Source organism: Streptomyces sp. NPDC058653, assembly GCF_042716895.1.
Classification (GTDB): Bacteria; Actinomycetota; Actinomycetes; order Streptomycetales; family Streptomycetaceae; genus Streptomyces.
In genome coordinates this window covers 99,090-113,288 of record NZ_JBHXRM010000003.1, presented here as the reverse complement: position 1 = coordinate 113,288, position 14,199 = coordinate 99,090, and the positions used below count along the sequence as shown (strand labels likewise).

General features: G+C 72.0%; 14 protein-coding genes. 9 read left to right on the top strand and 5 right to left on the bottom strand.

Annotated features, from left to right (window positions below; genetic code table 11):
- Positions 1–70: 70 nt before the first annotated feature.
- Positions 71–1,021 carry a DeoR/GlpR family DNA-binding transcription regulator gene (locus ACFWU9_RS03825; protein WP_384314914.1) on the bottom strand — a complete coding sequence of 317 codons (951 nt, stop codon included), beginning with the start codon at positions 1,019–1,021 and terminating at the stop codon, positions 71–73.
- Between the two features lie 167 nt (positions 1,022–1,188).
- Positions 1,189–2,628, bottom strand: coding sequence for an NAD(P)H-quinone dehydrogenase (locus tag ACFWU9_RS03820; protein WP_384314639.1), 1,440 nt, complete (start codon positions 2,626–2,628; stop codon positions 1,189–1,191).
- Between the two features lie 213 nt (positions 2,629–2,841).
- Here ACFWU9_RS03820 and ACFWU9_RS03815 point away from each other — a divergent pair, with 213 nt between their 5' ends.
- The 5 genes from ACFWU9_RS03815 (at position 2,842) to ACFWU9_RS03795 (ending at position 7,241) form a co-directional block, all read left to right on the top strand.
- Positions 2,842–3,279 carry a gamma-glutamylcyclotransferase gene (locus ACFWU9_RS03815; RefSeq protein WP_031229841.1) on the top strand — a complete coding sequence of 146 codons (438 nt, stop codon included), beginning with the start codon at positions 2,842–2,844 and terminating at the stop codon, positions 3,277–3,279.
- Between the two features lie 169 nt (positions 3,280–3,448).
- On the top strand, positions 3,449–4,279 hold the full coding sequence (locus ACFWU9_RS03810) for a purine-nucleoside phosphorylase (RefSeq protein ID WP_384314637.1): 831 nt from the start codon (positions 3,449–3,451) through the stop codon (positions 4,277–4,279).
- A gap of 143 nt (positions 4,280–4,422) precedes the next feature.
- Entirely contained in the window at positions 4,423–6,072 is a 1,650-nt protein-coding gene (locus ACFWU9_RS03805; RefSeq protein WP_384314635.1) for a phospho-sugar mutase, read from the top strand.
- Between the two features lie 111 nt (positions 6,073–6,183).
- Complete coding sequence (locus ACFWU9_RS03800; RefSeq protein WP_384314633.1) at positions 6,184–7,023, top strand: Scr1 family TA system antitoxin-like transcriptional regulator; 840 nt, start codon at positions 6,184–6,186, stop codon at positions 7,021–7,023.
- Entirely contained in the window at positions 7,020–7,241 is a 222-nt protein-coding gene (locus ACFWU9_RS03795) for a DUF397 domain-containing protein (RefSeq protein WP_384314631.1), read from the top strand. Before ACFWU9_RS03800 ends, ACFWU9_RS03795 begins: the two co-directional genes overlap by 4 nt.
- Before the next feature lie 214 nt (positions 7,242–7,455).
- On the opposite strand, the gene ACFWU9_RS03790 is transcribed toward ACFWU9_RS03795, so the two are convergent.
- On the bottom strand, positions 7,456–8,091 hold the full coding sequence (locus tag ACFWU9_RS03790) for a PH domain-containing protein (RefSeq protein ID WP_384314630.1): 636 nt from the start codon (positions 8,089–8,091) through the stop codon (positions 7,456–7,458).
- A gap of 157 nt (positions 8,092–8,248) precedes the next feature.
- Here ACFWU9_RS03790 and deoC point away from each other — a divergent pair, with 157 nt between their 5' ends.
- From deoC to ACFWU9_RS03775, 3 genes are read left to right on the top strand one after another with little or no spacing between them, the layout of a single operon-like run.
- Complete coding sequence (gene deoC, locus ACFWU9_RS03785; RefSeq protein ID WP_384314913.1) at positions 8,249–9,226, top strand: deoxyribose-phosphate aldolase; 978 nt, start codon at positions 8,249–8,251, stop codon at positions 9,224–9,226.
- Between the two features lie 6 nt (positions 9,227–9,232).
- A complete protein-coding gene (locus ACFWU9_RS03780) occupies positions 9,233–10,663 on the top strand; it encodes an aldehyde dehydrogenase family protein (RefSeq protein WP_384314628.1) in 1,431 nt (476 codons plus the stop codon).
- On the top strand, positions 10,656–11,546 hold the full coding sequence (locus ACFWU9_RS03775; RefSeq protein WP_384314626.1) for an aldehyde dehydrogenase family protein: 891 nt from the start codon (positions 10,656–10,658) through the stop codon (positions 11,544–11,546). Before ACFWU9_RS03780 ends, ACFWU9_RS03775 begins: the two co-directional genes overlap by 8 nt.
- A gap of 79 nt (positions 11,547–11,625) precedes the next feature.
- On the opposite strand, the gene ACFWU9_RS03770 is transcribed toward ACFWU9_RS03775, so the two are convergent.
- Positions 11,626–12,042, bottom strand: coding sequence for a hypothetical protein (locus ACFWU9_RS03770; protein ID WP_384314624.1), 417 nt, complete (start codon positions 12,040–12,042; stop codon positions 11,626–11,628).
- 128 nt (positions 12,043–12,170) lie between these two features.
- Here ACFWU9_RS03770 and ACFWU9_RS03765 point away from each other — a divergent pair, with 128 nt between their 5' ends.
- Positions 12,171–12,845 (top strand): uridine kinase, encoded by a 675-nt coding sequence (locus ACFWU9_RS03765; RefSeq protein WP_384314622.1) that lies wholly within the window; start codon positions 12,171–12,173, stop codon positions 12,843–12,845.
- A gap of 563 nt (positions 12,846–13,408) precedes the next feature.
- Here ACFWU9_RS03765 and ACFWU9_RS03760 read toward each other — a convergent pair.
- Complete coding sequence (locus ACFWU9_RS03760; RefSeq protein ID WP_384314620.1) at positions 13,409–14,188, bottom strand: SigE family RNA polymerase sigma factor; 780 nt, start codon at positions 14,186–14,188, stop codon at positions 13,409–13,411.
- Positions 14,189–14,199: the final 11 nt, after the last annotated feature.

The window sequence follows — 14,199 nt, the reverse complement described above, 5'->3', positions numbered from 1 at the left end:
CGCCTGAGCGGACCGTCCGAGCGGACCGTCACCCCGGACCGTCGCCCCTGGGCGGCGGCCCGCCGCCCCCTCAGCGCCGGCGCAGATCCGCGACCCGCGCACGCTCCCCCGGCTGCTCGGCGAGCGCCCCGGCCGACGCCGCGCTGCGCAGTGCCTGCGGCCCCGGCCCACCGCCTCCGTGCGTACGGCGCTGGCCCGGCAGCGGGGTGTCCCGCCGGGGCTGACGCCCCGGCGGAACCGCTTCGCCGTTCCCGGGACCGCCCGATCCCGATCCGGCGGCGCCCGCCACCGTGATCTGTACGCCCTGGTCGGCGAGCGCCTGGAGTTCGGTCGCCGCCCGGTCGTCGTGCGGGGGCGGGTCGTCGGTGACCAGCCGGGTGATCACATCGGTCGGCACCGTCTGGAACATCGTGTCGGTGCCCAGCTTGGTGTGGTCGGCGAGCACCACGACCTCGGCCGCCGCCTGCACCAGCGCGCGGTCGACACTGGCCGAGAGCATGTTGGAGGTGGAGAGCCCGCGCTCCGCGGTGAGCCCGCTCCCGGACAGGAACGCGCGGGAGACCCGCAGCCCCTGGAGCGACTGCTCGGCGCCGCTGCCGACCAGCGCGTAGTTGGAACCGCGCAGCGTGCCACCGGTCATGACGACTTCGACCCGGTTGGCATGGGCCAACGCCTGGGCGACCAGCAGGGAGTTGGTGACGACGGTCAGACCGGGGATCCGCGCGAGCCGGCGGGCCAGCTCCTGCGTGGTCGTACCGGCGCCGACCACCACGGCCTCGCCCTCTTCGACGAGACTCGCGGCGAGATCGGCGATGGCCGTCTTCTCCGCCGTGGCGAGATGGGATTTCTGCGGAAAGCCGGATTCTCGCGTGAATCCGCCCGGCAGTACCGCACCGCCGTGCCGGCGGTCGAGGAGTCCTTCGGCCTCCAGTGCCCGCACGTCCCGCCGTACGGTCACTTCGGAGGTCTGGACGACGCGGGCGAGCTCACGGAGCGACACGGCTCCGTTGGCACGCACCATTTCGAGGATTAACTGGCGACGTTCTGCAGCGAACACGAAACTGACAGTAACCCCAACGTCCGTCTGGTTTCAGCGGTTCACGCCGAAATGGGGAAGGTGGAGTTGCGGCGCGGCGCCAAGTGGTATGGGGACGCGGTCCCGGGGCCCGCGCACGCCCATGACCTGGCTCAACCCTCGTCCTCGTGCTTCCGGCTGTGCAGCTGACGTGCGACTTCCGCGATCGAGCCCGACAGAGAGGGGTACACAGTGAATGCGTTTGCGATCTGTTCGACGGTCATATTGTTGTCGACCGCGATCGAGATGGGATGAATCAGCTCGCTGGCGCGCGGCGCCACGACCACTCCGCCGACGACGATCCCGGTGCCCGGCCGGCAGAGGATCTTGACGAAACCGTCCCGGATGCCCTGCATCTTGGCGCGCGGGTTGCGCAGCAGCGGCAGTTTGACAACCCGTGCGTCGATCTTCCCGCTGTCCACGTCCGCCTGGCTGTAGCCGACGGTCGCGATCTCCGGGTCGGTGAAGACGTTGGACGAGACGGTCTTGAGGTCGAGCGGGGCGACGGCGTCGCCGAGGAAGTGGTACATCGCGATACGGCCCTGCATGGCGGCGACCGAGGCGAGCGCGAAGATCCCGGTGACGTCGCCCGCCGCGTAGACCCCGGGGGCGGACGTACGTGACACCCGGTCGGTCCAGATGTGGCCCGAGTCCTTGACGCGGACCCCGGCCTCCTCCAGGCCCATGCCCTCGGCGTTCGGGATCGCGCCGACCGCCATCAGACAGTGCGTGCCGGTGATGACCCGGCCGTCGGCGAGCGTCACCTCGACACGTTCGCCGACGCGCTTGGCGGACGAGGCGCGGGAGCGTGACATCACGTTCATCCCGCGGCGCCGGAAGACGTCCTCCAGTACGGCGGCGGCGTCCGGGTCCTCGCCGGGCAGCACGCGGTCGCGGGAGGAGACGAGCGTGACGCGCGAGCCGAGCGCCTGGTAGGCACCGGCGAACTCGGCGCCCGTGACACCGGATCCGACCACGATCAGCTCTTCGGGCAGCTCCGTCAGGTCGTACACCTGCGTCCAGTTGAGGATGCGCTTGCCGTCGGGGAGCGCGTCGGGGATCTCGCGCGGGTGCGCGCCGGTCGCGATCAGCACGGCGTCGGCGGTCAGCGACTCCTCCTCGCCGTCGGCCGAGGTCACGATCACCTGGCGGGAGCCGTCGGTGGCCTGCCGGCCGTCGAGCCGGCCCCGGCCGCGCAGCACCCGCGCGCCGGCCCGGGTGACGGACGCGGTGATGTCGTGCGACTGGGCGAGCGCGAGGCGCTTCACCCGCCGGTTGACCTTGCCGAGGTCCACGCCGACGACGCGGGCCGCCTGTTCGAGGGGCGGGGTGTCGTCGGCGACGATGATGCCGAGCTCTTCGTAGGAGGAGTCGAAGGTGGTCATCACCTCGGCCGTGGCGATGAGGGTCTTGGACGGTACGCAGTCGGTGAGCACCGAGGCTCCGCCGAGGCCGTCGCGGTCCACGACGGTCACCTCCGCGCCGAGCTGCGCGGCCACCAGGGCCGCCTCGTATCCGCCGGGTCCGCCGCCGATGATCACGATCCGGGTCACGAAAAAATCCGCCTCGCGTTGTCGACCCGACCCGTCTGCCGTCCCGGCCGGGAGTCCGGGGGGTCCCCGGAGGATGCAGTACGTACGCCATTGTCCCGCACTCTTCAAGTTGCTTCGGACCGGGTCCCTCCCCGTACGCCGCGAACGAGCCGCGAACGGGTCGCGTCCACGGGATTCGCCGGGCACGCGCGTACCTCCCGTACCCTCGTCCCCATGTCGCTCTACGCCGCGTACGCCGGCAACCTCGACGCGCGGCTGATGTCCCGCCGCGCCCCGCACTCCCCGTTGCGGGGCACCGGCTGGCTCAACGGCTGGCGGCTCACCTTCGGTGGGGAGCAGATGGGCTGGGAGGGCGCGCTGGTCACCCTCGTGGAGGCGCCCCGCTCGCAGGTCTTCGTGGCGCTCTACGACATCGCGCCCATGGACGAGGACTCGATGGACCGCTGGGAGGGTGTCGGTCTCGACATATACCGGCGGATGCGGGTGCGCGTGGACACCCTGGACGGCAAGGAGCCGGCCTGGCTGTACGTCCTGAACGGGTACGAGGGCGGGCTGCCGTCCGCGCGCTATCTCGGCGAGCTGGCCGAGGCCGCGGAGTCGGCCGGGGCGCCGCACGACTATGTGATGGAACTGCGGAAACGGGCGTGCTGAACCGCCACTCCGCGCGCACGGACCGGGCCAGCGCGCCGGCGGCACTCGTCTGACCTGCGGGTTCACGGGAGCTGACCCGCGCGTTCGTCGGAAACGACAACACAACGATCCGAAGACCGTACGCTCGATCATCTACGCGCGTAGGGCCGGACCGGTTACGCTCTTCGGCGTGAACGCATCAGTTATCCCGGCCTCGGCCGACGGATCCGCCGACCCCCACGCCGCCGCCTCCGCCGCCGCGGTGCGCCTGCGCGAACTCACCGGCGCCGAGACCCATGACGTGGCCCTGGTGATGGGCTCCGGCTGGGCACCCGCCGTCGCCGCGCTGGGAGCACCCGAGGTCGAGTTCCCCGTGACCGAGCTGCCGGGCTTCCCCCCGCCGGCCGTCGCGGGCCACGGCGGGTCCCTCCGCTCCTACGCGATCGCCGACAAGCGCGCGCTGGTCTTCCTGGGCCGTACGCACTACTACGAGGGCCGCGGCGTCGCGGCCGTCGCGCACGGGGTCCGTACGGCGGTGGCGGCCGGCTGCAAGACCGTCGTCCTGACCAACGGGTGCGGCGGGCTGCGCGAGGGCATGCGCCCCGGACAGCCCGTGCTGATCAGTGATCACATCAATCTGACGGCGGCGTCCCCGATCGTCGGCGCCAACTTCGTCGACCTGACCGACCTCTACTCGCCGCGGCTGCGCGCCCTGTGCAAGGAGGTGGACCCCGGCCTCGAAGAGGGTGTGTACGTCCAGTTCCCCGGCCCGCACTACGAGACGCCCGCCGAGATCAACATGGTCCGGGTGATGGGCGGCGACCTCGTCGGCATGTCCACCGTGCTGGAGGCGATCGCCGCGCGGGAGGCGGGCGCGGAGGTGCTGGGCATCTCGCTGGTGACGAATCTGGCGGCGGGCCTGTCGGGTGAACCGCTGAACCACGAGGAAGTCCTCCAGGCGGGCCGTGACTCGGCCACCCAGATGGGTGCCCTGCTGGCGCGGGTGCTTGAACGCATCTGAGGCGGGGCATCCGAGCCGGGCGACGGGTCCGGCTCCGGGGCCCGCTCCGGGGCCGGGGCCGCGGGTCCGGCCGACACGGTCCGACCCGGGTGTCGCGCGCGGCCGTCGCGCCGGCCCCCGGGCGTAGGGAAGGGAAACGCACAGTGCAGCAGGACATCGTCGCGCGCGCCGAGGCGTGGCTGGCCGAGGACCCGGACAGCGACACCCGGGAGGAGCTGCGGAAGCTCGTCGACTCCGGTGACACCGACGCGCTGGCCGAACGGTTCGGCGGCACGCTCCAGTTCGGTACGGCGGGGCTCCGCGGCGAGCTGGGCGCGGGGCCGATGCGGATGAACCGCTCGGTGGTCATCCGCGCCGCGGCCGGGCTGGCGGCGTACCTCCACGCCGAGGGCCTGGGCGGCGGCCTCGTCGTCATCGGCTACGACGCCCGGCACAAGTCGGCCGACTTCGCGCGCGACACCGCCGCCGTGATGACCGGCGCGGGGCTGCGCGCCGCCGTGCTGCCGCGTCCGCTGCCGACCCCGCTGCTGGCCTTCGCCATACGGCATCTCGGCGCCGTGGCCGGGGTGGAGGTCACCGCGAGCCACAACCCGCCGCGCGACAACGGCTACAAGGTCTATCTCGGCGACGGGTCCCAGATCGTGCCTCCCATGGACGGCGACATCGCGGCCCGGATCGACGCCGTCGGACCGCTGAGCTCCGTGCCACGCCCGGAGGACGGCTGGCAGGTGCTCGGCGACGAGGTGCTGACGGCGTATCTGGAACGCACGGACGCGGTGCTGAGCCCCGGTTCGCCCCGTACCGCGCGCGTGGTCCACACGGCGCTGCACGGGGTCGGTACGGAGACGCTGAACGCCGCGTTCGCCCGGGCCGGCTTCCCCGCGCCCGTCCCGGTGGCCGAACAGGCCGATCCCGACCCGGACTTCCCCACGGTCGCCTTCCCGAACCCGGAGGAGCCGGGCGCGATGGACCTGGCCTTCGCCACGGCCGGGCGCGCGGCGCCCGACATCGTCATCGCCAACGACCCGGACGCCGACCGCTGCGCGGTGGCCGTCCCGGACGCGGACGCCGCGAGCGGCTGGCGGATGCTGCGCGGCGACGAGGTGGGCGCCCTGCTGGCCGCGCACCTGGTGGACAAGGGCGCGACGGGCGTCTTCGCCGAGTCGATCGTGTCGTCGTCGCTGCTCGGCCGGATCGCGGAGGCGGCGGGTGTCGGTCACGAGGAGACGCTCACCGGCTTCAAGTGGATCGCGCGGGTGGAGGGCCTTCGGTACGGCTACGAGGAGGCCCTCGGCTACTGCGCCGACCCCGACGGCGTACGCGACAAGGACGGCATCACGGCGGCGCTGCTCGTCGCGGAGCTGGCGTCCGAGCTGAAGGAGCGCGGCCGGACGCTCTCGGACCTGCTGGACGACCTGGCGCTGGCGCACGGTCTGCACGCCACGGACCAGCTCTCGGCGCGGGTGAAGGACCTGTCCCTGATCACGGCGGCGATGGACCGTCTGCGCGACCGCCCCCCGACGGACCTGGCGGGCCTGACGGTCACCTCGACGGAGGACCTCTCGACGGGCACCTCGGGCCTCCCCCCGACGGACGGCCTGCGCTACCACCTGGACGGCGCGTACCGTGCCCGGGTGATCGTCCGCCCGAGCGGCACGGAGCCGAAACTCAAGTGCTACCTGGAGGCGGTGATCCCGGTCACCACCCGGGAGGCCCTCCCGTCGGCACGGGCAACGGGGGCGGAACTGCTCGCGTCCCTGAAGCGGGACGTGGCACGGGCGGCGGGAATCTGAGGGACTCGTACCAGTACGAGTTGTACGGGTGGGCAACCGTGACCGGCCGGCGGCGGCCCGCGTTGGACGGCCAACTACATTCGTGCATCTCTGCGTTGGGGTGTGAGGCGTATGGGAACCGGCCGCCAGCGGAAGCCGCGGACGCAAGAAGACAACCGGCCCGGCATCTGGGTGGGTTACGGAAAACTGCTCAAGCTGCATCGCGACAGAGCGGGCCTGACCCAGCAGGAACTCGCCCACACGCTGGGCTACTCCGTCGAGTTGGTCGCCTCGATCGAGCAGGGCCGGCGTCCGGCCCAGACGGCGTTCACCGAGGCGGCGGAAGCGACCCTGAACGCGGGCGGCACGCTGGCCGTCCTCCAGGACGATGTGGACCTGGCCAAACTGCCCGCGTTCTTCCAGGACTTCGCGCTGATCGAGACCGAGGCGATCAGCAGGTACGACTTCGAACCGCTCCTGGTGCCCGGACTGCTCCAGACCGAGGACTACGCACGCGCCCTCTTCACCGCGCACTGCCCGCCTCTCGGTGACGAGATCATCGAGCAGCATGTCGAAGCACGGCTCGGCCGCCAGAAACTGCTCACCCGGACACCGCTGGTGGAGGCGTCCTTCATCATCGGCGAAGCCGCCCTGACCACCATGGTGGGTGGTCGTGACGTGATGCGCGCCCAGCTTCAACACCTGCTGCGACAGAGCGCGTTGCGGAACGTCGAGATCCAATTCATGCCTGCGGACATTGGCTTCCATCCCGGGCACAACGGGTCCATGGTTGTTCTGGAGACGTTGGAGCATCGCCACGTCGGCTACATCGAGTCCCAGGATGTGGGCCGGGTGATCACCGACGCGGCAAAGGTCAGCACCTTCGGACTGCGCTATGGCAAGCTGCGCACGCAGGCTCTGAACGCGGAGGAGTCTGCACGTCTGATCGAGCGCGTGGCAGGAGAGGTATGAACACCGACAAGGGCACGGCCAAGCCCGTCGAGCCGACATGGCTCAAGAGCAGCTACAGCGGCTCGGGCGGCGGCAATTGCGTCGAGATCGCCATCGCCTCCTCCACGGTCGGCATCCGTGACTCGAAGGACACGGCGGGACCCGTGCTGCACGTCCGCGACAGCGCGTGGAGCGCGTTCGTCACCTTCGCCACCACCCGGCCGGGCCGGGCCACCTGAATCAGGCGGCCCGCACATCGGGTCCTTTTCCGTTGCCGAACGTCGGACGCGGTGACGAGGTCGTCACCTTCCGCGAGGACGAGACGGCGCGGGCTCACGGCCCGCGCCGCGTTCCCACCGGCCTCCCGCAGCGCACGGCGGATACGCGGGAATCAGTGCGTGGGCGGGTCGGCCGGACCGACCCGCACAGGCCCGCGCAACCCCCCCGCCCCCGTCAGCCCGTCGCGAGCAGGACCACCAGGACCACCAGGCCCGCCAGGGTCGGGCCGATCACCTCGTACGCCCAGCGGGCCTGCGCCTCGCCCTGGGCCTCCGGTCGCGACGCGCAGCGTTCGGCCTGTTCGCGCAGGCCCGCGACCGTGTGGTCCGCGTCGGCCGTCCGCGCGCGGGTGTCCGTGACGTCCGCGCTCACCGACGTCCTGCTGTGCGGGTCGTCGTGCGCGCTCTGCGACTGCCGCCGCGCGGCGCGCTTGCGCTTGCGGAGCGAGACCGGCACCGCCCACAGCTGGTACTTCCCGCCGCCGTGGGTGAACACCTCGCTCGAATATCCGGCCCGGACGTCGGCCACGGACGCCCACGGCACGAGGATCGTGCGGAACGGGTTCCTGATCCGCAGCCGGTCGTCGTTGGCGAACACCGCCGGCCGGATGGTGAAGGCCACCACCAGCGGCACGGCCAGCAGCAGCCCCGCGAGGGCGAGCCAGGGCGTCCTGCCGTGGCCCCTGACCACCGCGTCGATCCCGATCCACGCGCCGAGAGCGAGCAGCAGCACACCGCCCGCGATGGCGGCGGGCGACCGGAAGACGCGCTCTGCGTAGGCCGGCTCGGAGGGCTGCTCGGGACTTGTCATGCTTTCGATTCTGCCGTACGCGGCCGACACCCCGGGCACGGCTCCCGCCCCGCACCGCCCCCGCGCCCGTCGCGCGCTCCACCACGCCGGCCCCGCGGCCCGGCGGTACACCCCCTGTACATGCTGCTACGCGCGTAGATATGCTCATCTGGTGACCATGCCCACGACCGCACCCTCGCCCACAGGCTCCGCCGTGGGCGGTGCCCCCCTCGCTGACGTGACCGCGTCCGACAGCTCGCTGCGCCGGTTCCTCCACGGGCTGCCCGGCGTCGATGCCGTCGGCCTGGAGGCGCGCGCCGCAGCGCTCGGTACGCGCTCGATCAAGACGACGGCCAAGGCGTACGCCATCGACCTGGCCATCTCGATGATCGACCTGACGACCCTCGAAGGCGCCGACACACCCGGCAAGGTCCGGTCGCTGGCAGCCAAGGCCCTGCACCCGGACCCGACCGACCGCACCGTCCCGACGACCGCCGCGCTCTGCGTCTACCCGGACATGGTGGCCACGGCCGTCGCCTCGCTCGCCGGGAGCTCCGTGAAGGTCGCCTCCGTGGCGACCGCCTTCCCGGCCGGCCGCACCGCCCTGGCCGTGAAGCTCGCCGACGTACGGGACGCCGTCGCGGCCGGCGCGGACGAGATCGACATGGTGATCGACCGGGGCGCGTTCCTCGCGGGCCGCTATCTGAAGGTCTACGAGGAGATCGTCGCCGTGAAGGCCGAGTGCGGCGCGGCCCGCCTCAAGGTCATCTTCGAGACGGGCGAGCTGTCCACGTACGACAACATCCGCCGCGCCTCCTGGCTCGGCATGGCCGCGGGCGCGGACTTCATCAAGACGTCGACCGGCAAGGTCGCCGTCAACGCCACCCCGGCCAACACGCTGCTGATGCTGGAGGCCGTACGCGACTTCCGGGCCCAGACCGGTGTCCAGGTCGGGGTGAAGCCGGCCGGCGGCATCCGCACCAGCAAGGACGCGATCAAGTTCCTCGTGCTGGTCAACGAGACCGCCGGCGAGGACTGGCTGGACAGCCACTGGTTCCGCTTCGGCGCCTCCAGCCTCCTCAACGACCTGCTGATGCAGCGCCAGAAGCTCGCCACCGGCCGCTACTCCGGCCCCGACTACGTCACGGTGGACTGATACACGATGGCTTTCGAATACGCACCGGCCCCCGAGTCGCGCTCGGTCGTCGACATCGCGCCGAGCTACGGCCTGTTCATCGACGGCGAGTTCACCGACGCCGCCGACGGCAAGGTCTTCAAGACGGTCTCCCCCGCCACCGAGGAGGTCCTCTCCGAGGTCGCCCGGGCGGGCGTGGAGGACGTCGACCGGGCGGTGAAGGCGGCCCGCAAGGCGTTCGTGAAGTGGTCGGCGCTGCCGGGCACCGAGCGCGCCAAGTACCTCTTCCGGATCGCCCGTGTCATCCAGGAGCGCTCGCGCGAGCTGGCCGTCCTGGAGACCCTCGACAACGGCAAGCCGATCCGCGAGACCCGCGACGCCGACCTCCCCCTGGTCGCGGCGCACTTCTTCTACTACGCGGGCTGGGCCGACAAACTCGACCACGCGGGCTACGGGCAGAACCCGCGCCCCCTCGGCGTCGCCGGCCAGGTCATCCCGTGGAACTTCCCGCTGCTGATGCTCGCGTGGAAGATCGCCCCGGCGCTCGCCACGGGCAACACGGTGGTGCTCAAGCCCGCCGAGACCACCCCGCTGAGCGCGCTGTTCTTCGCGGACATCTGCCGCCAGGCGGGGCTGCCGCGCGGCGTCGTCAACATCCTTCCCGGGTACGGCGACACGGGCGCCGCCCTCGTCGGGCACGAGGACATCGACAAGATCGCGTTCACCGGTTCGACCGCCGTCGGCAAGGCCATCGCCCGCCAGATCGCGGGCACGGACAAGAAGGCCACCCTCGAACTCGGCGGCAAGGGCGCCAACATCGTCTTCGACGACGCCCCGATCGACCAGGCCGTCGAGGGCATCGTCACGGGCATCTTCTTCAACCAGGGCCAGGTCTGCTGCGCCGGCTCGCGCCTGCTGGTCCAGGAGTCCGTCCAGGACGAGCTGCTGGACTCGCTGAAGCGCCGGCTCTCCACCCTGCGTATCGGCGACCCGCTGGACAAGAACACGGACCTCGGCGCGATCAACTCCGCCGAGCAGCTGGCCCGTATCAGGACGCTGGCGGACGCGGGCGAGGCCGAGGGCGCGGAGCGCTGGTCACCTCAGTGCGAACTCCCCTCGTCCGGCTACTGGTTCGCGCCGACCCTCTTCACCAATGTCTCGCAGGCGCACACCGTCGCGCGCGACGAGATCTTCGGCCCGGTGCTCTCCGTCCTGACGTTCCGCACCCCGGACGAGGCGGTCGCCAAGGCCAACAACACGCAGTACGGCCTCTCCGCCGGCATCTGGACGGAGAAGGGCTCCCGCATCCTCGCCGTCGCCAACAGGCTCCGCGCGGGCGTGGTGTGGGCCAACACGTTCAACAAGTTCGACCCGACCTCGCCCTTCGGCGGCTACAAGGAGTCGGGCTACGGCCGCGAGGGCGGTCGCCACGGCCTGGAGGTGTATCTCGATGTCTGAGTCCGAGCGACTGTCCGTCTTCAAGACCTACAAGCTGTACGTCGGGGGCAAGTTCCCCCGCTCCGAGAGCGGCCGGGTGTACGAGGTGAGCGACTCGAAGGGCAGGTGGCTGGCGAACGCGCCGCGGTCCTCCCGCAAGGACGCGCGTGACGCGGTCTCCGCCGCCCGCAAGGCGTTCGGCGGCTGGTCGGGCGCCACCGCCTACAACAGGGGCCAGGTGCTCTACCGGGTCGCCGAGATGCTGGAGGGCCGGCGCGACCAGTTCGCCGCCGAGGTCGCCGCCTCCGAGGGCATCTCCCGGTCGAAGGCGGCGGCCGTCGTGGACGCGACCGTCGACCGCTGGGTCTGGTACGCGGGCTGGACGGACAAGATCGGCCAGGTGACGGGCGGCGCGAACCCCGTGGCCGGCCCGTTCTTCAACCTGTCCACGCCCGAGCCCACGGGTGTCGTGACGGTCCTCGCCCCGCAGGACTCGTCGTTCCTCGGCCTGGTCTCCGTCGTCGCCCCGGTGATCGCCACCGGCAACACCGCGGTCGTCGTGGCGAGCGAACGCTCCCCGCTGCCCGCCCTGTCCCTGGGCGAGGTGCTGGCCACCTCCGACCTGCCCGGCGGCGTCGTCAACGTCCTGTCGGGCAGTACGGCCGAACTGGCCGCGCCGCTCGCGTCGCACCAGGACGTCAACGGCATCGATCTGTACGGCGCCGACGAGAGCCTCGCCAAGGAGCTGGAGATCGCGGCGGCGGACAACCTCAAGCGGGTGGTGCGCCCGCACCCGGTGGACTTCTCCGCCGACCCCGGCACCGGCAGGCTGACGGCCTTCCTGGAGACGAAGACCGTCTGGCACCCCACGGGCAGCCTGGGCGCGTCGGGCTCCGGCTACTGAGCCGTCCCCCCTGAGTAGGAAGGCCCGGCCGTCGCGGTGACGGCCGGGCCTTCCTACGTACGGAGCGGGGGCACCGCGCTCAGCCGGGCAGCAGCTCCGTCACCGGCCCGACCAGCGGCAGGTCCTTCAGGCCGCCGCCCTGGGTGACCGATTCCGTCAGGGTCGCCGTGGACAGCGGCTTGAAGTCCGCGATCTGGGTGCCGACGGCGTTGTCCAGCGGGTCGACGCCCGTCTTGGCCAGCGGGTTGAGCTGGAGGTTCTTGATCGGACCGAGCCCCCCGGCGAGGCTGTGCCCGAGCGCCCCGGCCAGGCCCTCACCGGCCGCCGCACCGGCTTCCGCGAGGGCGCTGTCGGGGCCGGAGGCGGGCACGGGCGCGGCCGGGGCCGCCTGCGCGGCGGCGCCGCCGAGCCCGATCGCCGCGCCCGCCGCGGTGACGGTCAGCCCGGCGCGCAGCAGCGCCCGGCGGCGGGAGGTGGAAGCTGAATGACGTGCCATGGGATTCCTGACTGCGCGAAGGAGACGAGTAAGGGGAATGACACGCACAGTAGTTGAGAGGTGACGCTCGATACCAACGCCCCAGCCGGGGATCCCCTGCGCGGGTGTATGCCTCAGACTGGTGTGCCGTGAGTCCCCATCGAACAGCCTCCGCGCGTGTCGTCCTGCTCGCGGGCCCCTCCGGCTCCGGCAAGTCGTCGCTCGCCGCCCGCGCGGGCCTGCCCGTCCTCCGTCTCGACGACTTCTACAAGGAGGGCGACGACCCGACGCTGCCGCTGGTCGCCGGCAGCGCGGACATCGACTGGGACTCGCCGCTGTCGTGGGACGCGGACGCGGCGGTCGCCGCGATCCAGGAGCTGTGCCGTACGGGGCGTACGACCGTCCCGGTGTACTCGATCGCCACCAGCTCGCGCGTCGACACCGAGCCGCTCGACCTCGACGGGGCCGGGGTGTTCGTGGCGGAGGGCATCTTCGCGGCGGATGTCGTGGCGCGCTGCGAGGAGTTGTCCGTCCTGGCCGACGCGCTGTGTCTGCGCGGGCGCCCGTCGACGACGTTCCGCCGGCGGCTGCTGAGGGATCTGCGCGAGGGCCGCAAGTCGGTGGCGTTCCTGCTGCGGCGCGGCTGGCGGCTGATGCGCGCGGAGCGCGGCATCGTCGCCCGCCAGTCGGCGCTGGGGGCGCATCCCTGCGGAAGGGCCGAGGCGCTGGTCCGGATCGCCACGGCGATGGCGTCCACTGCCCACCCCCGTACGCCGAAGCCCCGCCCAACCACCCCCGCACGCCCCACCCAGACCACCCACTGACCACCCGCCCGCGATCCCCCGAAAGCCCCCCGGGCGGACCGAAACGCGCCCCGCGCCCGCGCGGGCACACCGGACCCCCGGACCAGGCAAAGACCGCACTAGCGCCGGTCGACCTCGCCAGGCTCGACCACCTGCGGCCCACGCTCGCACGTCACCGCACACACCCCTGCGCGGACGCCCCGAAGAACCCCTGAACCAGCGAAGTCCGCACAAGTCCCGGTCGAGCCGGCCGTGGTCGACGGCCCTGCGGCCCGCGCCCGCACCTCACCGCACACACCCGGCGTCGGCGCCCGAAGAACCCCCGAACCAGCGAAGTCCGCACATGCCCCCGCCCGCCGGGCCATGCCCGGCCACCCCGAAGCCCCGGCCGCACCCCGCCGCGCGGCCACCCCGAAAGCCCCCCGAACGCGCGAAGACCGGACAGGCCCCCCAGCCTGTCCGGTCCTGCTAGGTGCACCCCCGTGCCCCCTATTCACACCTGCCGTCTCCCCCGAGACGGCAGTCTTTCCCCCCGGTTCCCCCATTCCCCCCGGGTGTTACCTCCCCCGTGCCCCCCGCTGCCTTCAGGCCACCAGCTCGCCGAAGGACTCCTCCTCGTCACGGCCGAAGCTGAGGACCTCGTCCTCGCGCAGCCGGCGGAGCGACCGCCAGATGCTCGACTTCACCGTGCCGACACTGATGTCGAGGATCTCCGCGATCTCGGGATCCGTGCGGCCCTCGTAGTAGCGCAGCACCAGCGTCGTGCGCTGCGTCTCGGGAAGGCGCGAGAGCGCCTGCCAGAGCACCGTGCGCAGCTCCGTGCCGCGCATCGCGTCGGTGTCGCCGACCGTCTCCGGCAGCTCCTCCGTCGGGTACTCGTTGAGCTTGCGCCTGCGCCACGCGCTGATGTGCAGGTTGGTCATCGTGCGGCGGAGATAGCCGCCGACGGCCGCCTTGTCGCTGATCCGGTCCCAGGCGCGGTAGGTGGAGAAGAGCGCGCTCTGGAGCAGGTCCTCGGCCTCGAAGCGGTCGCCGGTCAGGTGGTACGCGGTGGCGTACAGAGAGGCCCGGCGCTCCTGGACGTAGGCGGTGAACGCCGTCTCGGCGTCCGTCGCCTCCGTCCGCGCGGAGCGCTCCCCCGTGGCCTCTCCGTACGCCGCGCCCTCGTTCCCCCGGCCCTTGGCGTCGTCCCCCGTGGACTTCCGCGCCGCGTCGACCACCGCGATGTACGGCGGCCTGTGCTGACGCCCGGCGCCGCGAACGCACCCCCGCCCGTTCACGGCGCCGGACTTCTCGGTGCTCCGTGCGACGTCGTGGAGACGCGTGATTACTGCGCTTGAGACCGTGCTGTGCAGTGAGTTCATCTCGCGCCCCC